Source organism: Vibrio sp. 10N.261.52.C2 (genome assembly GCF_041471425.1).
Lineage (GTDB): Bacteria > Pseudomonadota > Gammaproteobacteria > Enterobacterales > Vibrionaceae > Vibrio > Vibrio crassostreae_C.
This window is the reverse complement of record NZ_JBFROH010000010.1, coordinates 114,993-141,108: the sequence shown is the minus strand read 5'-3', so window position 1 is coordinate 141,108 and position 26,116 is coordinate 114,993. Positions and strand designations below refer to the sequence as shown.

The 26,116-nt window shown below is 45.6% G+C and carries 20 protein-coding genes; 12 read left to right on the top strand and 8 right to left on the bottom strand.

The features are described 5' to 3' along the window. Positions 1–21: 21 nt before the first annotated feature. Both AB4307_RS03590 and AB4307_RS03585 read left to right on the top strand, forming a co-directional pair. Positions 22–3,120 (top strand): GH116 family glycosyl hydrolase, encoded by a 3,099-nt coding sequence (locus tag AB4307_RS03590; protein ID WP_372131143.1) that lies wholly within the window; start codon positions 22–24, stop codon positions 3,118–3,120. Between the two features lie 96 nt (positions 3,121–3,216). Continuing rightward, positions 3,217–4,230 carry a LacI family DNA-binding transcriptional regulator gene (locus tag AB4307_RS03585; protein ID WP_137001361.1) on the top strand — a complete coding sequence of 338 codons (1,014 nt, stop codon included), beginning with the start codon at positions 3,217–3,219 and terminating at the stop codon, positions 4,228–4,230. A gap of 321 nt (positions 4,231–4,551) precedes the next feature. On the opposite strand, the gene AB4307_RS03580 is transcribed toward AB4307_RS03585, so the two are convergent. Together AB4307_RS03580 and AB4307_RS03575 are read right to left on the bottom strand one after the other, a co-directional pair. Further along, positions 4,552–6,180, bottom strand: a complete 1,629-nt coding sequence (locus AB4307_RS03580) for an ABC transporter ATP-binding protein (RefSeq protein WP_372131141.1) — start codon at positions 6,178–6,180, stop codon at positions 4,552–4,554. A gap of 12 nt (positions 6,181–6,192) precedes the next feature. Further along, complete coding sequence (locus AB4307_RS03575) at positions 6,193–6,687, bottom strand: hypothetical protein (RefSeq protein ID WP_372131139.1); 495 nt, start codon at positions 6,685–6,687, stop codon at positions 6,193–6,195. A gap of 240 nt (positions 6,688–6,927) precedes the next feature. Between AB4307_RS03575 and AB4307_RS03570 the strand changes: the two genes are divergently transcribed. Further along, entirely contained in the window at positions 6,928–9,288 is a 2,361-nt protein-coding gene (locus tag AB4307_RS03570) for a Lon protease family protein (RefSeq protein WP_017061577.1), read from the top strand. Between the two features lie 185 nt (positions 9,289–9,473). On the opposite strand, the gene AB4307_RS03565 is transcribed toward AB4307_RS03570, so the two are convergent. Next, positions 9,474–10,220, bottom strand: a complete 747-nt coding sequence (locus AB4307_RS03565) for a flagellar brake protein (RefSeq protein ID WP_017067648.1) — start codon at positions 10,218–10,220, stop codon at positions 9,474–9,476. A gap of 274 nt (positions 10,221–10,494) precedes the next feature. On the opposite strand from AB4307_RS03565, the gene AB4307_RS03560 reads away from it, so the two are divergent. Genes AB4307_RS03560 through AB4307_RS03550 form a run of 3 tightly spaced genes read left to right on the top strand, consistent with a single transcriptional unit; the run spans position 10,495 to position 13,110 of the window. Next, positions 10,495–10,779 (top strand): GNAT family N-acetyltransferase, encoded by a 285-nt coding sequence (locus tag AB4307_RS03560; protein WP_372131137.1) that lies wholly within the window; start codon positions 10,495–10,497, stop codon positions 10,777–10,779. Between the two features lie 11 nt (positions 10,780–10,790). Further along, positions 10,791–11,939: a phosphotransferase gene (locus AB4307_RS03555; RefSeq protein ID WP_372131135.1), complete on the top strand. Its 1,149-nt coding sequence runs from the start codon at positions 10,791–10,793 to the stop codon at positions 11,937–11,939. Continuing rightward, on the top strand, positions 11,929–13,110 hold the full coding sequence (locus AB4307_RS03550; RefSeq protein ID WP_050620146.1) for an MFS transporter: 1,182 nt from the start codon (positions 11,929–11,931) through the stop codon (positions 13,108–13,110). The genes AB4307_RS03555 and AB4307_RS03550 overlap by 11 nt, the downstream gene beginning before the upstream one ends. 108 nt (positions 13,111–13,218) lie before the next feature. On the opposite strand, the gene AB4307_RS03545 is transcribed toward AB4307_RS03550, so the two are convergent. Together AB4307_RS03545 and AB4307_RS03540 are read right to left on the bottom strand one after the other, a co-directional pair. Next, entirely contained in the window at positions 13,219–14,133 is a 915-nt protein-coding gene (locus AB4307_RS03545) for a DMT family transporter (protein ID WP_372131133.1), read from the bottom strand. Between the two features lie 332 nt (positions 14,134–14,465). After that, complete coding sequence (locus AB4307_RS03540; RefSeq protein ID WP_372090570.1) at positions 14,466–15,359, bottom strand: DMT family transporter; 894 nt, start codon at positions 15,357–15,359, stop codon at positions 14,466–14,468. Between the two features lie 123 nt (positions 15,360–15,482). Here AB4307_RS03540 and AB4307_RS03535 point away from each other — a divergent pair, with 123 nt between their 5' ends. Next, complete coding sequence (locus AB4307_RS03535; protein ID WP_010432677.1) at positions 15,483–15,965, top strand: MarR family winged helix-turn-helix transcriptional regulator; 483 nt, start codon at positions 15,483–15,485, stop codon at positions 15,963–15,965. Between the two features lie 99 nt (positions 15,966–16,064). On the opposite strand, the gene AB4307_RS03530 is transcribed toward AB4307_RS03535, so the two are convergent. Together AB4307_RS03530 and aceB are read right to left on the bottom strand one after the other, a co-directional pair. Further along, positions 16,065–16,505, bottom strand: coding sequence for a GlcG/HbpS family heme-binding protein (locus AB4307_RS03530; protein WP_008220964.1), 441 nt, complete (start codon positions 16,503–16,505; stop codon positions 16,065–16,067). Positions 16,506–16,607: 102 nt separating this feature from the next. Continuing rightward, positions 16,608–18,233, bottom strand: coding sequence for a malate synthase A (gene aceB / locus AB4307_RS03525; protein ID WP_229647901.1), 1,626 nt, complete (start codon positions 18,231–18,233; stop codon positions 16,608–16,610). A 313-nt stretch (positions 18,234–18,546) separates the two neighbouring features. Here aceB and gcl point away from each other — a divergent pair, with 313 nt between their 5' ends. From gcl to AB4307_RS03500, 5 genes are all read left to right on the top strand, one after another. Then, positions 18,547–20,319, top strand: a complete 1,773-nt coding sequence (gcl, locus tag AB4307_RS03520; RefSeq protein ID WP_372131131.1) for a glyoxylate carboligase — start codon at positions 18,547–18,549, stop codon at positions 20,317–20,319. A 153-nt stretch (positions 20,320–20,472) separates the two neighbouring features. Further along, positions 20,473–21,249 (top strand): hydroxypyruvate isomerase, encoded by a 777-nt coding sequence (gene hyi / locus AB4307_RS03515; protein WP_372131129.1) that lies wholly within the window; start codon positions 20,473–20,475, stop codon positions 21,247–21,249. Between the two features lie 37 nt (positions 21,250–21,286). Then, positions 21,287–22,183, top strand: coding sequence for a 2-hydroxy-3-oxopropionate reductase (locus AB4307_RS03510; protein WP_372131127.1), 897 nt, complete (start codon positions 21,287–21,289; stop codon positions 22,181–22,183). 242 nt (positions 22,184–22,425) lie between these two features. Then, positions 22,426–23,736 (top strand): glycerate kinase type-2 family protein, encoded by a 1,311-nt coding sequence (locus AB4307_RS03505; protein ID WP_372131125.1) that lies wholly within the window; start codon positions 22,426–22,428, stop codon positions 23,734–23,736. Positions 23,737–23,899: 163 nt separating this feature from the next. Continuing rightward, positions 23,900–24,514 carry a TetR/AcrR family transcriptional regulator gene (locus AB4307_RS03500; RefSeq protein WP_065584813.1) on the top strand — a complete coding sequence of 205 codons (615 nt, stop codon included), beginning with the start codon at positions 23,900–23,902 and terminating at the stop codon, positions 24,512–24,514. Positions 24,515–24,623: 109 nt separating this feature from the next. Here the strand turns inward: AB4307_RS03500 and AB4307_RS03495 are convergent, their stop codons facing one another. Beyond that, the gene (locus tag AB4307_RS03495) at positions 24,624–26,099 is read right to left on the bottom strand and encodes a Na+/H+ antiporter NhaC family protein (RefSeq protein ID WP_372131123.1); all 1,476 of its coding nucleotides are present in this window, start codon (positions 26,097–26,099) and stop codon (positions 24,624–24,626) included. Between the last annotated feature and the right edge of the window lie 17 nt (positions 26,100–26,116).

Sequence of the window (26,116 nt, the reverse complement as noted above, 5' to 3'; positions counted from 1 at the left end):
ATATTCAATGGCGGTTTTAAAATGAATAATAAAATTCCATATACGAGCTACTCAGGAAATTCAGAGCACTTGTGTAAAAAAGGTGATGCAGTTGAATTTATTCAACCTTGGTACACGCCAATTTCGACCACGCCAGAAAATACCGGTATGGCAGTCGGCGGAATTGGTAACACATTTACACTCACACCAAACGGCAACACGCCGAACTTCAGCTTTATTCCGGGAATATTTGTCGATTGTTCAGAGCAAGTTGTTAATTTTAATGATTTTTATGCGTCAGTGATGAATGTGCCAACCATCGACACGCTGCAAGTTCTTAATGAACAAGAGCTAGGTGTTCACCTGAACTTCTATCCTGCTTTGTTCGATGGTAAGAAGATTGACAATACAGACATGTCGAATGCGATTAACCACATTCGTTCGGCATTAAAAAATGGTGGCTTCTACCAAGAGAATAAAGCTAACTTTACAAAATGGAACATTGAGTTTTCAAATAAGACTCTATTATTGATTGACTCAGATTCATCTTCAATTATTTGTCAATTATATGTAGCCTTAGATTTCTTTAATGGTTTATTAATAAATGATACAGTTAAATTATTATCACTTACTGCTGGTGATAATAATGATATGGATAGTCTCAATGGCAGTGATATAGATAGTGTCAACGGTAAGGATATCGAATATCAAGCTTTGTATCCATTAGCTGAATATAAATATAACAGTTTTGATGACATTAAAATAAAACGTAAAGTGGTTTCTCCAATCGTTAAAAACGACAAACGCCTGTGCTCTTTACCGATGCACTGGAATCACTTCGAATTAACCAATCATTCTGCGCAAACACGCGTGATTACGCTTGCTCAGCCGCTACAAAACTTGATTGGCTCAACTTATCGCAAAGGTCGCGATGGCATTCAAGATTCGGCGTGTACCTTGTCTCAAAATCCAATCGCCCAGCAGCATCAAGCGGTTAGCGTAAACGGTGAAAACCACGGTTTTATGGGTGTCCAGCTCACTAGTCAGTCCCCGTATCAAAGTGATATTGAAGGTGAAGTGGTGTTTGGTGTTCAAGCGAATAACCACCTGACCGAATCTGGCAAGATATCGGTGTCTGTGAAGCCAACACTTTATACCTCTAAGGCAGCGGAGCAAACAGAGTTCGCACTGAGAACAGGCCGCACAAACGCTGAATTCCAAACAGGTATCTACACTGGGCGTGAAGCTCTGAGTGCATTGATTGTGGTTCAGGTTGAGTTGGAGCCGGGGGAGTCTGTTGATCTGCGTTTTACACAGGTGATGGCACACAGCAAAGTCATGCTTAATGGTTGGCGTTCAGAGAAGGCCTACACGCAATTCTATCCGCAAGCGAAACCTGCTCTGCCGATGTTAGAAGAGGTATTGCCAGAGCTAGAAGCGATTGAGCAACGAATTGTCGAACAACAAACGGCCTTCCTACAGCAAGCTCAACGCAAAATTTCACAGCCTGAATCGGCACTTCGATATGCGACGATGGCGATGAATTCACTATCATTCCTAGCCGAATCAACGGTATGGGATAAAGAAGACAAGTTCCTGGTGAAGGAGTGTGTTGATTACCCGTTCTTTAACTCTCTGGATGTGTATTTCTACGGCTCATTTTCGCTTCTTTATTTGTTGCCGGAGCTTGATGGCTGCGTGATGAAAGAGTTTTCGAAAGCCATTTTGGCCGAAGACTTTACTCAGCGCCGATACTGGGAATATGAAGCAACACCGAATGCTGAATTGATCGATGAGAAGTACCAAGGCGTGCGTGCTATTCGAGGTGCGGTTATTCATGACTTGGGTAGCCCGTTCGACATCCAGCCTGACGCGTACAGCTGGCACAACGTGAAAGAGTGGAAGGACTTAGCACCGAAATACATTCTGATGGTGTACCGTCACTATCAAAACACGCAAGATATTTCTGTAGTTAAAGAGTGCTGGCAGGCTGTGACTGAGAGCATCGATTTCTTATCGAACTTGGTCGCTGAGGGCGATGATTTACCGCTAACCCGAGGCACAGACGATACCTTTGATAACCTGGCTTCTCATGGTATTTCAATTTACTGCGCGAGCCTTTGGGTTGCTGGCCTTCAAGCCGCGAGTGAACTTGCACAATTGATGGGCGAAAACGATCTGGGTTCGGATTACCTAACACGTTCGAAAAAGGCATTAGCAACAGTTGAGCAAAGCTTGTGGGATGAGAAAGAAGGCTACTACCATTTCTTCGTGACGCCAGTTCAAGCCAAGCATCTAACGGGCGAAGGCTACCAAAACCTGGAAACCTTAGGCCTGACTTTGACGGGCGATGCGATTGCCGATAAGAACACGCTCAATGCCTATCTCAATGAGACCGATACCTCCATCAACATCAGCAAGGTATCTCAAAGAGTCTCTAAGAAACGCTTACTGAGTGAGACCGCGCCTCAAGCCTTTACTCAAGAATATCTAGAACTAGTACCAGATTCAGACAACAGCTTTGGTGATGCACTGCTCGCAGACAGCTATCTCAAGCTGATTGGTTTGGAGGGCATTTTCCCGCAAGAGCGTATTCAACGCGCATTGGACTATGTTTATAAACATAACTTTGAGATCAACAGCCCTAAGCTGGGTGTGGCGAATATGACATTGGCAGATGGTTCACCACATGAGGCTTTTCAGGCACAAGATGTGTGGATTGGTGTGCAGTTTAGTGTCGCAACGGCGTTGAGTCTGGCAGGTAAAAACCAGCAAGCAGAAACATTGATGGATACCGTGTATACCGCACTCTATGACTATTCAAAAATTCCATTTGCAGCGCCAGAAGGGTTCAATTGCTCTGTGTCTGTCAATGAGAAATATCTTATAGAAGCCTTTAAATTGACGCAAAATGATGCGAAAAACTGGCTAAGTGTACTTAAATGTCAAAACTGTGTGCTGTCTGACGGTCGGATCAATCCAACATTGACGAAAGATACTGATAATTTTGTTAAAATGGTGAGCGGTGAAATTCCGTTAGAAAAGCTGGCAGGCTTACACAAATGGTTACTGAGTACTGGCTTGAAATATACGGCTGGTCGTTACTTTAGACCGGGGATGATCTTCGCCTACTTGTATTAACTTAATGACACGATTTTCAGCTAAAGCAGTGGTATGCAGGTTGAAACTGATGGGGAGCTTAAAGCTCCCCGAATATCATTTGATTAGGGATTCGAGATGCGCACTAAAACAAAAAAAACAACAGTATACGATGTAGCAAGACTGGCTGGTGTTTCTCCCAGCACCGTGTCTCGCTTCCTTAATCGAACCACTTATGTGTCTGACGATAAAAGCCAAAATATTGAGCAAGCCATTAAAGACACGGGCTACAAACCTAACTTCCAAATGCAAGAAAACACCAACCGACGTTCACTCACCATTGGTGTGTTGGTGCAACACCCTGACAGCCCTTATACCAGTCGTATCCTCAACGACATGGAGAAAACCCTGATAGCTCAAGGCTATTCGTTAGTGATAGCAACCGGGCATTGGCAAAAAAAGCTCGAGATACACGCCTTAGAGTATCTGGCTAAGAGCAATGTCGATGGAATGATCATCGTAACAGGCAGCATCACCAAAGAGGATATTGCCAAGTACGCGCAAGACATCCCGATTGTCGCGGTCGGTTATGATTTCGCTGAAGACAACGTTCGTTCAATCAATATCGATAATGTGCTAGGCGGTTACATGGCGACGCTTCACTTATTACAACAAGGGCATGTGAACATCGCCCATATCAAAGGGCTTTCGAGTCAACCAGATGCGGGTAATCGTTTTGAAGGCTATAAGAAAGCGCTGCAAGAGGCGGGCATTAAGGTGATGCCAAAGCTCGTCAAGCAAGGGGATTTCAGTAGTGAAACTGGCTATGAGAAAACCGTGGAATTAATTGAATCTAAGATTCACTTCTCAGCCCTGTTTGCTGCCAATGATCAAACGGCTTACGGCGCGATTAAGGCGCTCCATGATCACGGCTACAAAGTGCCAGAAGATGTGTCAGTGATTGGGTTTGATGACTTGCCAACGTCTAAGTATTTCACACCTGCGTTAACAACATTAAGGCAGCCAATTGAAGAGATTGGAGAGGTGTGTGCTCAGTCGATTTTGAACTTACTTTCAGGTGAGAGGCATGAAGCACGACTACCACCGATAGATTTAATCGTCAGAGAGTCGACCAAGTCTCTGTATCGTTAGTTGTGAAATGATTGAATCATAGGGAGTTACAGTCAAAGACACATTATTTCCCTTCAGAAACGAAAAATGTCGCATCCATGCGACATTTCTCTTTTGGCGGCCAAACCAGTTTTGCAATATCCGTTCTAGAGTGAAACCCATTCTACTCTTCATACTTGAAGCCGCAGCGTTGTTAACTGCCTAAGTTCACCCAAATCACATAGAGCCCCTATGCTCATAGGGCTGAACTTATTTGTTGCCTAGCTGCAATTCCAATTATTTTGAGTAGCGATATTATTCAGAATGTACTTATAAGACGCTGTTAATGTTGATTAGTTCCCTCTATGCGGCATTTTTTTTCGATTTATTTTCTAAGTCGAATGACGCAGCGATTAATTTCTTGGTGTAGTTGTTTTTCGGCGCATTGAAAATCTCTTCTGCAGACCCTTCTTCCATTACTTCGCCCTTCTGCATCACCAGTACGCGATCCGACAGTGCTTTCACTACCGAGAGATCGTGGCTGATGAACAGGAAGCCGATATTGTGCTTGGCTTGAATGTCTTTCAGCAGGTCAATCACGGTCAGTTGTACTGAGCGATCGAGTGCTGAAGTCGGTTCATCCAGCAAAATGAAAGAGGGCTCTAGAATCAGTGCGCGAGCAATCGCGATACGTTGTCTTTGCCCGCCAGAGAACTCATGTGGATAACGGTTTATTGAATTCGGCTCTAAGCGAACTTCAATCAATGCTTTGCGCGCTCTTTCTAAACGTTCTTGCTTGGATAGATGAGGTTGATGCACCGTTAAGCCTTCGGTGATGATTTCCCCAACTGTCATGCGTGGTGATAAAGAACCATAAGGATCTTGGAACACCATTTGGACATCTTTCTTGAGCTTGTGACGCTCTTTATCATTTAATAAGCTAACGTCTTGGCCTTTGTAAACAATACGTCCGGTACTCGGCAGCAAGCCGATTAACGCTCGTCCCAGTGTTGATTTTCCTGATCCGGATTCACCAACAATACCCAAGGTTTCGCCCTGTTTAAGATTCAACGAAATGCCTTTTACGGCTTCGAAGTACTGACTTTTACTCTTGATGAAATGTGATTTAACCAAGAACTGAACTCGGATATCGTCAGCAGACAATAGCTCTGGGGCTGACGCCTCAACAGGAACCTTAGCGCCTTTAGGAATCGAGTTAATCAGCATGCGTGTGTAATCGTGTCTTGGATTCTCGAATAAGGCTTGAGTCATCCCTTCTTCAACTAGCTCACCTTTGCACATCACCAGAACACGGTCGGCAAAATGTTTTACTACGCCAAGGTCATGGGTGATGAACAAAATTGCCATGCCCATTTTGTTTTGGATTTCTTTGATAAGAGAAAGCACTTCCGCTTGTACGGTCACATCCAATGCGGTGGTGGGTTCGTCGGCAATCAAAATATCGGGCTCGTTGATTAAAGCCATCGCAATCATGATGCGCTGCAACTGACCGCCTGAAAACTCATGCGGATACTTGTTGTAAGCCTGTTCTGGCATTGGTAAATGCACAAGATTGAAGAGCTCTAGCACACGCTGTTTTGCTTTTGATTTCGATACATTGCGGTGGCACATAATGGCTTCAGCCACTTGTGTGCCCACGCGCAGGTATGGGTTGAGAGAGGTCATCGGTTCCTGAAAGATCATGCCGATTCTGTCGCCACGAATCGACTGCATTTCTCGTTCAGTCTTGCCAAGTATTGATTGCCCCTCAAATTCTATTTCAGATTGAGCATCAATGATGGCGTTATCAGGGAGCAAACGCATGAGTGCGTTAGAAGAGACTGATTTACCTGAACCTGATTCACCAACAATGGCCAAGGTTTCGCTAGAATTAAGGGTAAAGTTAACCTTTTTTACCGCATCAATGATTCCATCATTGGTTGTGAAGCTAACGGAGAGGTTATTGACTTTAAGAATGGCCCGGTCCGACATGATATATCCTTATCAATTTAAGACATTAGGTGAAAATTTCACTTCTGACGTGGTTTTAAGTTGCCCAAAATGGTGATGAGCACGTTGAATTTGTTCTAGTTCGAGCATCCAATACGAACTGCGTTGAGCACTGCAAAAAGCGATCAAGTGATTGAGTAGATCTTCACTCTGTTTTTCCAGCAGTGAATAGGTGCGTTGGATCAGTTCTGTGCTTTCGAGAGAGATAAATTGCATCAGTGCGTAAGACTGATTCAAGGTGTCGAAGGCTTGCTGATGATGGCCTAAACGGTTGAAAATCTCTGATTGAGCGACACTTGCGTCTCTAAGCCCTGCAAGTAGACAGGCAAATTGGCAGGGCTTGATGTCGCTTTGGTATGCAGCATCTTGGATGTGGTGAGGAAGAGACGTTAGAACATCACCATACAGGCGCTGTGCTTCTGGCCAGTGACCTTGTTCCATTAACTGTTCAGCTTTTAGGTAGTGCATCCAGCATCGTTCAATTTCCATATCCACATCCTCAATTTATAATATCTAAAAATGTTAATGATACTTATTATCAAATGCAAATTAAAATCATTCACATGTTAAGTTGGCAAATAAAATGGCCGGTTATTCTTAAAAATGGCTCAAATTGTGCGTTATTTGCTCAGTTGAACAGCGATGTTGCGTAAGTCACTAAATTTATAGGAAATTACATCTACACTGATTTTATCTACACCCAAGTAATGAAGGACTAAGGAGGCGGCGATGGCGATGCAAAGACTCAATACAGAACAGCTGTATCAGGTAGCGGATTTAGACAAGCTACCATGTAAGTCGACCAAAGAACTGGCTCCAATTGACGAAATCGTCGGGCAGGAACGGGCACAAAAAGCCGTTGAGTTCGCGATGTCAATCAAGGAAAAGGGTTACAACATTTATGCGATAGGGCGAAATGGTCTGGGTAAACGCACCATGATCTTGCGCTATCTGAACCGTCACCCTCAAGAAGTGCAGGAGCTTTTTGATTGGTGTTATATCGCGAACTTTGAAGATATTCGTACACCTAAGGTACTGAAATTGCCGCGTGGCGTTGGCAGCAGCTTAAAGCAAGATATTGAAAAATTGATGCGTAAACTGCTGAAAGGTATGCCTCTAGCGTTTGATAACGAGATGTACTTTAGCCGTGCTGACAGGCTTAAAAACCAATTAGCAGCTAAGCAACAAGCCGCGTTAGAAAGCATTAGCCAAGAAGCGAAAGACAAGGGCATTAACCTGACGATCACCACTCAGGGTGATTACCAGTTTGTGGCAATGAATGGCGATGATCTTCATACCGAAGAGAGCTTTGATCTGCTTTCGCCGGAAGAGCAAGATCAATTCGATAAAACCATTGATGGATTGGAAGTCGGTCTACGAACCATCTCTCGTGAACTGACGGAACTTGAAGAGACGTACACTGAGAAAATTCAAAAGCTGAATGATGATACGGCGCGAGATGTGATCACGCACTTCATCAAGCAATTGAAGAAGGATTACAGCCAATATCCAGACATCAAAAAGTACCTAACGGCACTGCGTAAAGACATTGTCGACAACGCTGACATCTTCTTAGAAGAGAGCACGGAGCAAGCAGAAGTTGCAACGGCCTCTTTGGATAAGAAAATGCCGCGTCGCTACAAGGTTAATGTGATTGTGAGCCAAAAGGAGGAGACTCTGCCGATCGTGGTGGAAGAGAATCCAAATTATCACTCTCTGTTTGGCTATGTAGAAACGGCGACGTTCAAGGGTACTGTCTTTACTGACTTCTCATTGATTCGCGCAGGTAGCTTACACAGAGCCAACGGTGGCGTATTACTGATGGATGCGGTGAAGGTACTTGAGCAGCCGTACGTTTGGGAAGGCTTGAAACGAGCACTGCGTTCACGTCAATTGAGCTTCACTTCATTAGAAAAAGAGGTGACCTTAACGGGGGCGGTATCGCTTGATCCAGAACCGATTCCATTGGATGTTAAGATCATCCTGTTTGGCGATTACCGAACTTACCAACTGCTGCAACACTACGATGCAGAGTTTGGTGAACTGTTCCGTGTAACGGCCGATTTTGAAGATGAGATGAAGCGCACTCCCGATTCTGAAATGCATTACGCGCGCTTTATTTCGAGCATCGTGCACGACAACAACATGCTGCATTGTGACCGTAAAGCGATCGCTCGCATCATTGAGCACAGCTCTCGTCAGGCGGGTGACCAAGGTAAATTGTCTCTGCACTCTGCTCACATTGCTAATCTGCTTCGTGAATCAAACTACGTGGCGAGAGGCTCAAAATCGAACCTGATTCGTGCAACGCACGTTGACCAAGCGTTATCTAACCAACAGATGCGTGTCGGACGACTGCAAGACAGCGTGATGGAGACGTTTACCAACGGCACAACGCTAATCCATGTTGATGGTCAAGCGGTTGGGCAAGTGAATGCGCTGTCTGTACTCAGCACGACGGATCATATGTTTGGTGCGCCGAACCGAATCACGGCAACCACCGCTTACGGTGATGGTGAAGTGATTGATATTGAAAGAAACGTAGACCTAGGTGGCAGTATTCACTCAAAAGGCGTGATGATCTTGTCGGCTTACCTTTCTTCCGTATTTGGTAAGACAGCCAAAGTCCCGCTCACCACTAACATCACCTTCGAGCAATCGTATGGTGGCGTCGATGGTGACAGTGCGAGTATGGCCGAGTTCTGTGCGGTTGTATCAGCGTTCTCTAAGCAACCAAACCGTCAAGACATCGCGATTACAGGCTCGATGAACCAGTTTGGTGAGTCTCAGCCAATTGGTGGTGTGAACGAGAAAATTGAAGGTTTCTTTGATGTGTGTGAAATCAAAGGGCGTTCAAACGAACAAGGGGTGATCATCCCGCGTTCAAATGTTCACAACCTGATGCTGCGTAGCGATATTGTGAAAGCGGTTGAAAAGGGCGAGTTTAATATCTGGGCGATTGACCATGTAACAGAAGCGATTGAACTGTTCACAGGCAAAGCCGCAGGTGAGGCAAGTGATGAGGGTAGTTATCCAATTGATACTATCTTTGGTATCGCCCAAGCTAAACTGAACGCACTGCGCAAATAGTTTGAATATCTAGATACAAACTATTTGCTAAATAGATAGCTAAACAAATAAACAAACAGCCAAAACGCAAAAGCCATCGATTCTAGAGTCGATGGCTTTTTTGTTGGTTGAGGTTTAGTTTGCCAGTGAGCTATTTGTATTTGGTCAGCTTACGGTATTCGGTGAAAGTTGCGTGTTAAATGGTGTTAACCGTTTCGCAAGCATAGCTTGGTGCCATCGAACTTCAGTTTTGCCAATAAGTGTTTGGCGTTAGCTCTGCCAATATCATCAAATTCGACACCGTATCGAGCGTAGTGTGTCGATTTCTGTAGATTGCAGACGATGCCTCGCAATGGAGGAATCAGTGGTCCGTTGTAGTTCTCAGGGGTTATCTCAATAGACACGCGATCGGCAATCTGAATCGCACGAGAGGTTGGTGAGGTAACGAAACGACAACCACTTTTCGATAAGTCTCTTATCTCACAGTTTGCTCGCTGGTCGTTGAATATGATTCTTGAAGCCAGATTCACTTCATAGCGTGTTTCTTTACGCAGCTGAGTCACTTGCATCGTGCTTGGTGTTGAAAGTACAAGAATAGGGAAGGGTTCACCAATCTTATGGTGAATTTGGCTTCTAAAGTGGATAAGCGCGCCTTCACCTCGTAGAGAATACGCACGAGCGGTCATCCAAAAACCTTCTTGAAAGAAAAAGTTCAGATCTTCATTGGATACCTCGGGAACCTCAACCACAATACAGTTATCACTGTGCGTTCCGATAAACCTGGTGGTGGCGAGAAACTTCGTGCCAACGGGAGTCGAGACATTTAATGTCAGCTCACTGCCGTGCTCAATCATGGCCAGTGCATCAGTGCTATTGATAGTGGAAACGGTGCGATTACGAGGGTCTTGAAGTGCCTGATTATGCTCCAAAGGCTTCTTCAGGGGTGCGTTCATTATATGTTCTCCATGCGCCAACATGCGTCTGTTAGTTATATTGGTAACTTGCTAACAAGGGGTTATTACGTGCTAGATTTAGTGGACGTACTCACATAGATTTATAGAGTGCCTTTTATCATTGCTGATTTTATATTAAGCCGATTGCACTGAATTATTTGCTGTGTTTGTAAGTACTTAGTTTTATTTATATGCACTTGCGCTAGTCTATTACAAGGAACTCATACTTCAAACTTTTATTGTTTGTCGTATCAATTATTTGCAGGAGTTGAGAATGCAGGCAGTAAAATGGGATCAAGAAGTGAACCAGATCACGGTAGAGTTAGAACCCAACCAGTTCGCGGTCGTTAAGTATCAAAAGGGCGGAGATGTACTACATATCACGTCGACACGCATTCCTGATGAACTGCAAGGCAAGGGCTTTGGGAAGGTGATGATGGAATCGGTATTGCCTGAAATTGAACAAGCGGGCTTCAAAATTGTGCCGGTTTGTAGCTATGTGGTTCACTACATGAATAGGCAGCCACAGTGGTCACACCTTCTATCCGATAAAGCATAACAACGAGTAATATGTCTCAATCAATATCGTCGAATAATCGAGCTCAACCTGAAGCGGGTTCAAGTCAAAATCAGCCAGAGCTTTATCAACAAGAGTTTTATCAAAATGAGCTTTATCAAAAAATAGCGACCTCGCTGGGTTGTCATGAAGGGTTTGATGTCCAAGTGATTCAACGCCTATGGGGTGGATATGGCGAGTTAGTTCGCTTAGTCTTTTCTCAAGAAAGCAGTGCGGAACTCAAGAGTGCGATTGTTAAACATGTCGCGTTGCCAGATAAAGCTGAACACCCAAAGGGTTGGAATACCAAACTCTCTCACCAACGAAAGGTACACTCTTACCAAGTGGAAACAGCTTGGTATCAGTCATTCACCCAACAATGGGACGAGCGCTGCCCTGTACCTGTTGGGCTGCAATGTGAACTAGAAGAGAATGAGTGGCTGATAGTGATGCAAGACTTAGCGGATATAGGTTTTCCGTTAACCTCTCAGTTTGATGTACTTGCAGCTTCTGACTATCAGGTATCTAGTTACACACGAGAAGAGCAAAAACAACGTAATGCTTGCCTTAAATGGCTTGCTAACTTTCACGCAAAGCACATCAATATCAATCAAGAGCAGTTGTCATCATTGTGGCAAGTCGGTACTTATTGGCATCTAGATACACGCCCTGATGAACTCAATGCCTTGGCTGATTTACCATTGAAGAACCAAGCCAAGCACATCGACCGTTTATTAAAAGAATGTCCATATCAAACCTTAGTCCATGGTGATGCTAAGCTCGCCAATTTTTGCTTTGATTCGAAAAGCGAACGCGCGGCTGCGGTCGATTTCCAATATGTGGGTTACGGCTGTGCGATGAAAGACGTCGCCTTGTTCATGAGCAGCGCGATTAGGCCACAAGATTGCGCAGAGCTTGAATCAGAAGTACTAGATGCTTACTTCCACTACTTGAAAGAGGCATTGGCGTACTATCAGCCACACCTTTCATTTGATGAGGTAGAAGCAGCATGGCGACCAATGTTTTACGTGGCGTGGGCCGATTTCCAACGTTTCGTAAAAGGCTGGAGCCCAGAGCATTGGAAGATTAACCCTTATACTGAGCAGTTGACCTTACGAGTGCTCACTCAATTAGACGAACAGGAGTCCGTCAATGTTCGATAGAACCGCGAGCTGGAAAACGCCGCAAAACTTTTTATTACTGATTTCGATTGTTGTACCGATCGCGTTTTCGAGCTGGATGGCTCTGCTTAATAACTTCGTGATTGAGAAGGCGAACTTTGATGGTGCGGATATTGGCTTGCTGCAAAGTGTGCGTGAGATCCCGGGTTTCTTAGCGTTTACCGTAGTGTTTGTGTTGGCATTCATTCGTGAGCAACGCTTCATGTTGATATCGCTGGCGATGCTCACTGTAGGCACCGCGATTACGGGTCTGTTCCCCTCACTCACTGGATTGTTGCTGACTACCATTTTAATGTCGACGGGCTTTCACTATTTTGAAACGCTGAAGCAGTCTTTGTCACTGCAATGGTTGAGTAAAGAAGAAGCGCCAGAGATGCTAGGTAAGATGATCTCAGTCGGCGCACTGGCATCCTTAATCACTTACGGATCTATCTGGGTGATGCTAGAACAGCTGAAGCTCGACTTTGCTTGGGTGTACGGTATTACTGGCGGTATTGGTTTTATTCTGGTTTTGGTGATGACCTTTGGCTTCCCTGAGTTTCAAACCAAGACGCCACAGAATAAGAAGTTGGTACTGCGGAAGCGTTACTGGCTCTACTACGCGCTAACGTTTATGAGCGGTGCGAGAAGACAAATCTTCACTGTGTTTGCAGGCTTCTTGATGGTAGAGAAGTTTGGTTACTCGGCTGCCGACGTCACATTGTTGTTCTTGGTTAATTACCTATTTAACTTCTTGTTTGCGAAGCGCATTGGTCGATTTATCGGTGTGGTTGGCGAGCGTAAAGCGTTGATCTTCGAGTATGTTGGCTTGATTGGTGTGTTTGTCGGTTATGGTTTGGTGCAAAGCGCGGAATGGGCGGCGGCACTTTACGTGATCGATCACCTGTTCTTTGCATTGGCGCTGGCGATCAAAACTTACTTCCAGAAAATCGCAGACCCGGCAGACATGGCATCAACTGCTGGTGTCTCTTTCACCATCAATCATATTGCAGCGGTCGTTATTCCAGTGGTGTTTGGTGTGATTTGGTTGTCTTCTCCTGCAACGGTTTTCTATATTGGTGCTGCGATGGCGGCGGTTTCTTTGGCGTTGTCTTTAAACATTCCTAAGACACCTGAAGAAGGTAATGAAGTGCGAATGTTTAGCTGGCGTTAATGTTGGTCTCGATATTATGAAATAAGCAAAAAGCTCCAATAGTGATATTGGAGCTTTTTGTTTATGTGGGATATGTATATCTAATCCGCAAAATAGGTTTCACGCGGATCAGTTTCTTACGGTTTTTAATTCGGTACGCAGCTTGAAGATTCCCTTTGGTGCTTTGGTTAGCAGGATGCCGCAAAGTAGAGGAATCATCATTACAAGTGACTGTTCAGATAGAACCTCACCATTGATGTAACAAGAGATCAGTAGTGCAACCACAGGGAAAATTAGGAAGCAGATAGATGCTTGGAAAGGTGTCGAAACCTGACCTAATTTAAAGTAAGCAACAATGCCGCCAACACTCGCCACAAAGCCTAGGTAAACCACAGCAGAGATTGAATCCCAAGTGAAAGATTCAATATTCACGTTTTCACCTATAGCTGATACAGCAAATAAGAATAGAGCTGCAATTAAGCTTGGTACGGCGTTGTAGGTCAGTACTTCAATACCTTTGCAGTGCTTTTGAACCAGCACATACATCACTGCGTGAATCGCAACAGCAAGGCCTAAGCAAACCGTGCCAATTAGGTAGTCATCGCCACCCATCTGCATTTCATTACCAAGGATTAGACATAGGCTCACAACAGCAGCGACCAACCCGAATATCTGGTGCTTCGCTAGTCGTAGACCTAAGAATAAGCCAGACATCAACATCACAGCCACAGGCATGTTGGCGAAGATGATCGACGCTAAACCTGAAGAGATGTATTGCTCGCCATAGATCATCAACGTAAACGGAATCGCGAAATACATCAACGCAACAATAAGCAGCCATTGGCGCTTACCTTTAGGGAACAGCAGTGGTTGGTTGAAGACTTTCGCCAATACTGCAAGCAGAGGTGCTGCAAGTAAAAAGCGCAACGCAGTAGCAAAAATAGGTGGGATAGAATGCAATGCTACTTCCATCGCGAACCAAGTGGTTCCCCAAATTAAGCAAACAGAGACAAAAAGCAAAATAGTTAGCGACTTCGAATTCATGGTGACTACTCATTAATAATTATTTTAAATCATAGGCTTGTAGCGCCTTAATGACGTGGCACAGTATAGAAAGGTAGTCGGAGAAAAGTTTTGTCTTTTTATCTCTAATTTGAGTTTTTTGTGGAAATTAAATCTCTAGTATGATTATTTTATAGAAAATAAATTCGCTTTAGATAGTTAAAGTAAAGTCATTGTTCTTTGTGAGGTTTAATTTAACTTAAGGAATGGTCAACTCAACGAGTATGGCTGTTGGGTTATTGCTGTTAGCGTAGCAACAAAAAACGCGCCCTTAATGAGGCGCGTTTTTGAGCAATACGTTTAAGAGGCTGCGTCTACTGCGTAACAGGCTTAACTTGTTTGGGTTGTCTTACCGCAAGGATAAGTTGTGGTAGCAGTGACATCACTATCATGCCGGTCATTAGTGAGTATTGTACTGCAGTGAATGATTCACCCATTAACACCATGCCTGTCACGATGCCAGCCACTGGGTTTGCGATTCCACCGAAGGTGAAATCAACCACCGACATACGCTGTAGCAACCACACATACATGCCGTAACCCAGCGCTGTGTTTAGGCCAATCACCCATACGAGTCCCATAGCATTACGAGTATCGAAATGAGTCACGGCATTAATATAAGGCTGCGGATCGATGAATGCATGAACGCCAGACGCGACAGACAAAATCGTACCGCCCAGAATCAGTTGCCATGTTAATACCTTCCACCAGTGCATGCGGTTACCCAGTGACTTGGTAATGCTGCTGCCGATGACAATACACATTATTGCGGCAAACATTGCGCCTAAACCGATTGGGTTCAGAGCAATTTGGCTTGGGTTAAACAGTATCCACGCTAAGGTGATCAAGCCAATACCCGAAAGGGCTTGAATCAGATGCGGGCGCTGTTTTTTCACTACCCAGTGGAAGATCATCGCGAACACTGGCACAGAGATCATACCCACGCCAGAGATTGCCGAAGGCAGCGTTAGCGCCATCACGAAGATCAAGCCAAAGAAAGTCGCGATATTGATAAGGCCCAGTGTGAAAATGATTTGCCACTCGCCTTTTTTAGGCAGTGTTGGTTTTACTGCTAGCAATAACAAACCAGCAGGTAACGCACGCAAAGCACCCAATAATAATGGTGGCCACTCCTGTAGCGTAAATTGCGTCACTGCATAGGTTGTTCCCCAAAAGAACGCGGGGATCATTGCTAATAATATGTTCATCTGAAATATCTTTACGTTAAGATAACTATTGTGTGAACTGTATACTGAGAACTAGTGGTTGTAAAGTATCTTTATGTTAAACTAGTTTGAAGTAATCAGACTAACAACGGAGCGAGATTGCAAATGGATGCTATCGACCGCGTAGTAGAGCAATGGGCAAAGGAAAAGCCCGAACTAGAAACTGAGCCTATGGCAATGATGGGTCGGATTATGCGTATTGCCAAGTATATGGAGACGCAAGTTGCCGAGCTTCATAAGAAATACGACATGAAGCTGGGGGAGTTTGATGTGCTGGCGACGTTGCGACGTTCTGGGAAGCCTTACCGACTGACGCCATCTGAATTGATTGGATCCATGATGCTGACATCTGGCGCGATGACCAATCGCCTTGATAAGCTAGAAGCCAAAGGGCTGATCAGTCGTGAACACAGCAAAGAAGACAGACGCAGCGTGAGTGTTCAGTTAACAAAAGATGGTCTTATTCTTATTGACCAAATGATGACTGAGCATGTTGAAACGCAGAAGAAGCTTGTGAAATCTCTGTCTGCGAGCCAGAAGAAAAATACTAACCAACTTCTGAAAACATGGTTGAGCGCGTACGAGTAGTTTTTCTGATCTTCCTTTAGATTCAATAAAAAACCGAAGCTTAATCGCTTCGGTTTTTTTGTGCTTGTTTAAGAACTTCAAGTACAGCGAATTGGCGAGTTAAGCTTGCAGCATCTCGTCACTGAACAGTTCTGCACAACCAATGCCGTTGATGGCGCAACTTTCGTCGATGTCTGAGATGTCACCGCTGACCCCAATCGCACCAAGTACCGTTTTATCCTTATCTCGAATCAGTAGCCCCCCTGGAACTGGCACCATGTTTCCGTGCGCGAGCACGTTTACGGCGGAGATAAATGCTGGTCGGTTGTCAGCATCTTGGGCGAGTTTTCTAGAGGAACAACCCAGTGCGAGTGCCCCCCACGCTTTAGCGATCGCGATGTCTGGTCGCATCATGCTAGAGCCGTCTTGACGTTGCAGAGAAATCAGCTTGCCACCGCTGTCTAAGACGGCGACCGTCAAAGGTTCTGTGTGGATTTTGTTTCCTGCTTTTAAGGTTCCATCGATGATGGTTAACGCTTGTTGTAGAGTCAAACTTCCCATGTTATCTCCTAGTTTTTCAAGGGGCATACGTACCAAGCTCAGCCAGCCAACCATTACGCTTGTTGTGAATATCATTGACTGATTCAGCTCGGTACAAGAGTCCTAACTGGACTCTTGTAATAGCCCATAGCTGGGTAAAGTTAGGAAGGCAGCGAACTCTTCGGCTGTAGAAAGTTGATAGAAAAGATCAGCTGTCTCTTCAAATCGACCTGCTGCATAGCGCGAGTCACCGACTTCATGTTTTATCGTGTCTAACTCCTGGTAAAGCCAAGAGTGGAACAATTGTTTGGTAAAGGTTTGGCCGTCATCAAGCGTGACGCCGTGGTGGATCCATTGCCAAATATTGGCTCTTGAGATCTCTGCGGTGGCGGCATCTTCCATAAGGCCGTAGATAGGTACACAGCCGTAGCCTTGAATCCAAGCTTCGATGTAATACAGCGCAATACGGATATTCTTGCGCACGCCGGCTTCGTCGCGGCTGCCTTCACAAGGTTTTAGCAACGAGTCTGCATTGATCACATGCTCCGGGCTTTGAAAATCCATTTGGTTTACTTTGCCATCTAAGTGCTTATCAAAGATCGACATTGCCAAATCAACCAGTGCAGGGTGCGCGACCCATGTGCCGTCGTGTCCGTTCTGAGATTCTCTTTGCTTATCTTCGATAACCTTGGCGGTTACACGCGCCATTTCTTGCGGATCTTTCGCTGGAATAAAGGCCGACATACCACCCATCGCCAGTGCGCCGCGAGCATGACAAGTACGCACCAACAGTTGGCTATAGGCATTTAGAAACTCTTGATCCATGCCGATCCCGTGGCGGTCGGGCAGGATGCGGTCTTTATGGTTTTTCAGCGTTTTGATGTAGCTGAAGATGTAATCCCAACGGCCACAGTTCATTGCCACGATATGATCACGCATTGCGTACAAGATCTCTTCCATTTGGAATACGGCTGGAAGCGTCTCAATCAAAACCGTCGCACGAATGGTGCCTTTGGGTACGTGGAAATAGTTTTCGGTGAAGCTGAAAATATCGTCCCACCACTGTGCTTCTTCCATGCTCTCAAGCTTGGGAATGTAGTAGTAAACCCCTAAACCTTGTTGTGCTCGTGATTGATAGTTATGGAAAAAGTACAAGGCGAAGTCCATCAAGCAACCGCCGATAGGCTGATTGTTGAATTGGATGGATTGCTCAGGAAGGTGGATCCCTCGTGGGCGTGCGATCAGCAGTGCAGGATCGTCGTTTAATTGGTAACGCTTCTGCTTCTTCTCATCGAAGTAGCTAATGGTGCCAAGGTTGGCGTCTCTTAGGTTGATTTGCCCTTCGACCATATTGGCCCAAGTCGGGGAAGACGCATCTTCAAAACAACACATGAAGACTTTCGCGCCTGAGTTTAGCGCGTTGATCACCATCTTTCTCTCGATAGGACCGGTGATTTCTACGCGGCGATCAAGCAGCTCTGGTGGCGGTGTTGCTACCTTCCACTCTTTATTCTGACGAATGGAAACGGTGTCTTTTCTGAAATTGGGTAGCTCTCCCTCGTCATATTGAGCTTGTTTTGTGTCGCGGTCACTTAGCAGGGCATGACGGCGATCTCCAAACTTATTGACGAGAGCTTCTAAGAATTTTAATGCATCTTTAGACAAGATCTCTTTGTACTCGGAGTTATCCATATTCCCGAGTACCTGCATACACTGCACTTCTTCTCTCTCTTTTACGTCATTCATCATTGTTGTCTCCTTTAAACAATACGATGTCATTTTGTATACAAAATGCTCTTTTTAAGGATATTTATATTGTAGAAATTGTAAACAAGCAAACGGTATTTAACATTTATTTATCATTTGATCTTTTTGTAATTTATTTTTACGTAAAGATATTTTATATAAAGCAATGAATTGTAAGCTTTTCAGGATGAGTACGTACTTAATGTGATGGGTTGATGTAACAAAATTGTTTCATTCTGGGGTTGATAAATAGCGAGGATGGTTCATAGTACACAAAAGTTGATTTAATTGTATACAATCTGAATTGGAGGTTCGAATGGCAATTATGAAAGCGATTGAAGCAGCGGTAGAAGTGCTTAAACGTGAAGGTGTAGACATCGCATTTGGTGTTCCCGGCGCAGCAATTAACCCTATGTATGCGGCTATGAAAAAGCTTGGAGGAATCGACCACGTCTTAGCTCGACATGTAGAGGGTGCATCGCATATGGCCGAAGGGTACACGCGTACCAATCAAGACAATATCGGTGTGTGTATTGGTACCTCTGGCCCTGCGGGAACGGACATGATCACGGGGCTTTATTCGGCGTCTGCAGATTCAATCCCAATCCTATGTATTACAGGTCAGGCTCCGCGTGCTCGCCTTCACAAAGAAGACTTTCAAGCGGTCGACATCGAATCGATTGCCAAGCCAGTCACTAAGTGGGCAACCACGGTGCTGGAACCTGCTCAAGTACCACGCGCATTTCAAAAAGCCTTTCATTTGATGCGTTCTGGACGTTCCGGCCCAGTGCTGATCGACCTGCCTTTAGATGTGCAGCTGGCTGAGATTGAGTTCGATATTGATACTTATGAGCCACTTGAACCTTACAAGCCACAAGCAACCCGCGCTCAGGTTGAGAAAGCATTAACCATGATGTCTCAATCGGAGAAACCTTTGATTGTATCCGGTGGTGGTGTGATCAACGCAGGCGCATCTGAACTGTTGCAGCAGTTTGCTGAAATCACAGGTGTACCAGTGATTCCAACCTTGATGGGATGGGGCTCAATCCCAGATGATCATGAGCTAATGGCGGGTATGGTAGGGCTACAAACTTCTCACCGTTATGGCAATGAAACCATGCTTAATTCTGATTTTGTGTTCGGTGTTGGTAACCGCTGGGCTAACCGTCATACCGGTTCTGTCGATGTTTATACCGAAGGCCGCAAGTTCGTACACGTCGACATTGAACCGACGCAAATTGGCCGCGTGTTCTGCCCAGATTTAGGCATAGTCTCTGATGCCAAGGCAGCGCTAGAGCTAATGGTTGAAGTGGCACAAGAGTGGCGTGACGCTGGCAAACTGCCGAACCGAAATGCATGGGCAAGTGAGTGTCAGGAACGCAAGTCGACCATGCTGCGTAAAACCAATTTCGATGAAGCGCCAATGAAACCGATGCGTGTTTATGAAGAGATGAACAAGGCATTTGGTCGTGACACTTGTTATGTGAGCACCATTGGTTTGTCGCAAATTGCTGCCGCTCAGTTCCTACATGTTTATAAGCCGCGTAATTGGATCAACTGTGGTCAAGCTGGCCCATTGGGTTGGACAACACCAGCCGCATTAGGTGTACGAGCAGCCGATCCAAATCGCGATATTGTCGCTATCTCTGGAGATTACGATTTCCAATTCATGATTGAAGAACTGGCAGTCGGCGCGCAATTCAATCTGCCATACATTCATGTGTTGGTGAACAACTCGTATTTAGGCTTGATTCGCCAAGCGCAACGTCAATTTGATATCGATTACTGTGTACAACTGGCGTTCGATAACCAGAATGCGCCAGAGCTTGAAGGCTACGGTGTTGACCATGTAGCCGTTGTTGAAGGCTTAGGTTGTAAGGCGATTCGAGTTCGTGAACCAGAGCAAATTGCGGCAGCGTTTGAGCAAGCCAAAGAGCTGATGAACAAGCACAAGGTGCCAGTGGTCGTTGAGCTGATTCTTGAGCGAGTAACCAACATTGCGATGGGCGTAGAGATCAATGCCATCAACGAATTTGAGCCACTTGCCGAAAGCCGCGGCGATGCCCCAACAGCGTTAGCGTACAAGTAATCATTAAGTCATGTGTATACGTAGAGCTGAGGTTTAGCTCTACGGAAAGTCTCCAAGAAATCGGAGCCTTACTAAGCAACCGTAGCTCCATCAAATAACCGTTGCTTCACTAAACAGTCATAGTTTCACCAAATAAAGAATAAGGACAGAGTCATGGCAAAATTTGCAGCAAACTTGTCAATGTTATTCACGGAAGTTGATTTTATGGACCGCTTTGAAGCTGCCGCAGAAGCGGGCTTTCAAGGTGTGGAATACCTTTTCCCATATGCCTTTGATGCGGATGAGATTAAACAAAAGCTCGAGGCTAATAACCTAGAGCAAGTGCTATTTAACTTGCCTGCGGGTGATTGGGACGCTGGCGACCGCGGTATCGCGGTAGACCCAGCAAGAGTTGAAGAGTTTCAAGCGGGTGTACCTAAAGCCATCGCTTACGCAAAATCGCTCGGCTGTGCTCAAGTGAATTGCTTGGCCGGGATTGTTCCGCAAGGTGTGACCCAACAAGATGCGCAATCGGCGTTTGTGATTAACCTGCATTACGCGGCGAACGCGCTAGCAGCAGAAGGCATTAGCTTAGTGATAGAGGCGATCAATACCCGTGATATTCCGGGCTTCTTCTTGAACACGACTGAGCAAGCCAAAGCGATCATCAAAGAGGTAGGGAGCGATAACCTTTCTATCCAATACGATATTTATCACATGCAGATTATGGAAGGCGATCTTACGCCGACCATGCAGCAGAACATCGGTCAAATCGCTCATGTGCAGCTGGCTGATAACCCTGGTCGACACGAGCCGGGTACCGGAGAAATCAATTATCCATTCGTACTTAACTACCTTGATGAGCTTGGCTATCAGGGCTGGGTTGGCTGCGAATATAAACCGAAAACGACAACGACAGAAGGCCTTGGTTGGCTGAACCAGTACCGTTAATTGCGCCTGGTAACCCTCAAACGTTAAGGAGAACAACATGTCTAAAATTGCATTTATCGGAACTGGCATCATGGGTAAACCTATGGCGAGTAACCTTCAAAAAGCGGGTCACGACTTGATTCTGTCGGATCATTTCAACGCTGCTCCTGCCGAGTTGGTTGCAGCAGGTGCAACGGTTTGTCATTCCCTTGCCGAAGCCGCGGAACAGGCAGATGTCATTATTCTTATGGTGCCGAACACCCCTCAAGTAGAAGAGGTGCTGTTTGGTGATAACGGTGTCGAGCAAGGTCTTACTGCTGGTGGTGCGACGGGCAAGTTAGTCATCGATATGAGTTCAATTTCGCCAATCGCGACCAAAGCAATTGCAGCGCGAATCAATGAAGGTGGTGCTTCATACCTTGATGCACCGGTATCAGGTGGCGAAGTAGGCGCTATTAATGCAGCGCTGACTATCATGGTTGGTGGTGAGCAAGACGCCTTTGACAAAGCACGTCCACTATTTGAAATCATGGGTAAGAATATTACGCTGGTGGGCGACAACGGTGCGGGTCAAACCTGTAAGGTGGCGAACCAGATCATTGTTGCTCTGAATATCGAAGCCGTGTCTGAGGCGTTAGTCTTTGCTTCGAAAGCAGGCGCTGATCCAGCGCGAGTACGTCAGGCTTTATTAGGTGGCTTTGCTAACTCTAAGATATTGGAAGTGCACGGTGAGCGTATGGTTGAAGGCACATTCGACCCGGGCTTTAGAATCTCACTTCACCAAAAAGACCTCAACTTAGCGCTAACGGGCGCACAAGAGCTAGGGGTTGCACTACCTAATACGGCTAACGCTCAAGAGTTGTTTGGCGAGTGTGCCGAAATGGGTGGCGAAGGTTGGGACCACTCTGCGCTTATCCAAGCGATTGAGAAACGTTCTGACCACTCGATTCGTTAATCTAGTTAACGGTTTGTCCGTTTAGTGGTTAGTCAATCAACCGATTATCCGTTAATTAATTAGGGCTGCTATCGATTCGTAGCCCAACAGTTTGTTTATAAATCGCGTAGTTTCGTCTCCTTTTATACGCGTTCCTGATACGAGGCAGAGGTTGAAGTTGTTCCTTTCCAACTTGATCTTAGCAGGCACCCTTTGGCCTTGTATCGGGGTTCTTTTTTTCTCCGTCAACTAAGGAGTGGCTGATGGACATTGATGCTAAGCAGTTTCTGCAAACCCTTTTCTCAAGTGCTGTTAATCAGGCGCTACCTAAAAATCACATCGAACCTTTTCTTCCTAAAGACATTTTTTATCGCTCTGCTAACCAAGCTGGGCGAACTGTCGTTATAGGAGCAGGTAAAGCAGCCGCGTCGATGGCCGCTGAGCTCGAAGCCGTCTGGCAAGTTAAACAACAGCAAGATCTCGCACTGCGTGATCTTGAAGGCTTAGTCGTGACCCGCTACGAACACACCGCCCCTTGCGAACATATCGAAGTGATTGAAGCGGCGCACCCCGTTCCGGATGCGATGGGTCTTGAAGTCAGTCACCGGATGTTGGAGTTGGTGAGTAACCTCAGTGAAGACGACACCGTGATATGTCTTTTGTCAGGAGGTGGCTCCGCATTACTGAGTCTGCCTGGTGGCGATATTAGCTTGGCAGAGAAGCAACAAATCAATAAAGCGTTGCTTAAATCAGGCGCCGCCATTGATGAGATGAACTGTGTTCGCAAACATCTATCTTCGATAAAAGGCGGTCGACTTGCTAAAGCGGCGTATCCTGCAAGGGTTGTGTCACTGGCGATTTCTGATGTGCCGGGCGATGACATTAGTGTGATTGCATCGGGCCCAACCGTACCCGACACCACCACGCGTTTTGATGCGATGGCCATTTTAGAACGTTATCAAATAGAAACACCACGCTCGGCATTTGAATGGCTAAATAATCCAGAGTCAGAGACGGTTAAACCAGATGACGTATGTTGGAAGAACGCGGAGCACCATATTATCGCGACACCAATGTCGGCATTGGAATCCGCTGCTGCAGAAGCTGAAGGCTTGGGTATTCCCGCTTATGTGTTGAGTGATTGCATAGAGGGAGAAGCGCGAGATGTCGCGAAGGTGCATGCTGCGCTAGCCAAACAAGTGGCTAATAACAAGCACCCATTTGAGACGCCTTGCGTGATACTTTCCGGCGGGGAAACCACGGTAACCGTTAAAGGCAATGGTCGCGGTGGGCGTAACTGTGAGTTCTTGTTGAGCCTATATAACGAGCTCAAAGGCCAAGACAACATATTTGCATTGGCTGCTGATACCGACGGGATTGATGGTGTTGAAGACAATGCGGGAGCATGGATCGCGCCTCAAACATGGCAACTAGGTTCGAGCCTGTCGCTTAAAGCGCAAGACTATCTCGATGCGAACAACAGCTACGATTTTTTCAAGCAAGTCGATGTGCTTCTAACCACGGGGCCAACGCTGACCAATGTGAATGACTTCCGCGCGATATTGATTCTTTAACTTGAACAGTTCAAAAACACGGTATGGAATGGTCGCTTCTTAACAAATAGAGCGGCCATTTTATTGTTATCAATGCGGTGACCTTGAGTTCTGAGATTATCTTCTGGACTAATGAAGCACGTTGATTACTATGATTTTAGTAACGAGCTGTAAAGGATGCAATATGTCTAGGATCAGACAAAAGAATCAAGATTTAATCATCGAAGTCGCGTGTGAACAATTCGCCACTCATGGTTATGCTGCAACAAAAATGGCCGATATCGCGAAAGCGGCCGACATTCCCAAACCCAACGTCTTCTACTATTTCAGCTCAAAAGATAAGCTCTACAACGCTGTGCTTGAAACCGTCACTCAGCCTTTACTAGAAGCGTCTCGTCCGATTGAAGAGTTGAGCGATCCTGTTGAAGCCTTGTCTCAATATATTCAAACCAAGCTGATCATTTCTCGCGACCATCCACATGCTTCTAAGGTATTTGCCAATGAAGTGATGTCTGGCGCTAAAGTATTGCCGAAAGAGATTGGTGACGAGCTGTATAAGCAATCCCAGATGATTCTTGATAAGTTCTCGACATGGTCGGCGCAGGGCCTAATGGACGATGTTCCCGCTCATCACCTGATGTTTACCATCTGGGCGGCAACTCAAACCTACGCCGATTTTGGCTGGCAGATTTGCAGCGTGATGCAGAAGGACCAACTCGATGATAAAGACTATGCCGATGCCGCTGAGTTCATCACTCAGCTAGTGATTAAAGGCTGTGGTGTGAAAGGGAGCACTTGAAAGCTGGAGAGTCTTGCTGAGAGTTGCTTTAAGCTTGCTCTTCAGGAAATTGAAATGCCTTATCGTAGAATAAGGCATTTTTTACGCTTGTATTTTAGCTGTATGAGGCTTAGCCAACTAACAAGAAGAAGAGAGCTGTTGCGACAATACCTATCAATGCGTAGGGGAATTGAGTGGTTGCGTGTTGCATTGAGGTACACCCGGAACCTTGAGCTGACAATACCGTTGAGTCACTAAAGAAACATGAGTGACTGCCCGCTGCTGATGCCGAAAGCAGAGCCGCAATAGTTAAATGTAGAGGTACGCCAAGTTGTTCGCCTAGAGGCAATACGATTGGCATAGCAACTGCAAAAGTTCCCCAAGAAGATGCGGTAGCAAACACCAATGCACCGGTGATCATAAAGATAATTGCTGGGAAGTAAGACGCCGATAGATAAGGGCTTACTGTCTCGATGACATATTGTGTCACTCCTAGAGAATCATTCACAGACTTCAGCATGAATCCACCAATCACCGTTGCCAATGGCAGCAGCATAACTTTGATTCCGTCGTAGACAGCTTCAAACATATCATTCATTGAGATTAGACGTTGAACACCATAGAAGCAGATAGTAAAGATAATTGCGACAAATACGCCTGCTAATAGATCAATACCGAAGTACCAGCTTGCACCAACTAACACCACCATAGGCAATAGGAAGTTGATTAATCCCATCGTTGGGTTGGTGTGCGCTGTAATATCTGCGCCAAAGTCGATGTCTGTTGCACCGTCAGGACGTACTTGACCTTTCTTCGCTCGTTCCTCAGCCTGCTTCATTGCGCCTAAATCCGGCATCTTTTCTAACGCAACGAGAAGGACGATTATCAGCGTAACCCAGCCATAAGCCATGTATGGAATCGCTTCAATATATGCTTTGATACCCTCACCAGCTTCAGCCACTCCATTCGCTTCAAGCAGTGAGCTAAAGAAAATAGCCCATGTTGATATTGGCACCAGAATACAAATCGGCGCAGCGGTGGAATCGACTAGATAAGATAGTTTTTCACGGGAGATGTTGTATCCGTCAGTAATCTTCTTCATCGATGATGAGATAGCGATCGCGTTCAGATAGTCATCAATAAAGATCATGATGCCGAGGAAAAAGGTCATCAGCATAGATTGTTTACGGCTCTTAACCTTTGTGACCAACATATCTGAAAAGCTTAAAATACTGCCGCCTTTTTCGAGAATTGCGATTAATCCCCCCATCAGTCCGCAAACTAGAACGATCCATGCAATGGTTTCGTTCATCATTACATCCATCGATATGACGACAATTTGCTCAACGGCTTGCGCAGGATTGAGTAGTAGTACACCAGCGATGGTACCACTAAAAAGCGCCTCTACGGTGCGGTGTGTAGTTAGGGCGAATACCAAAACAAGTGCGGTAGGGAGAAGGCTCATCCATCCATAGGCCTCTCCTTCTTGGTGGTTCAATCCAATTGATGTGAAGAAAATGAAAGTCGCGACAACCAATAGAGATACCATGATGTGTTGACTGTTGATCTTCAGCGGCGCGTCCAACGCCTTAGTTTGCGTAGTCATACGTGTAGTTCCTTTGT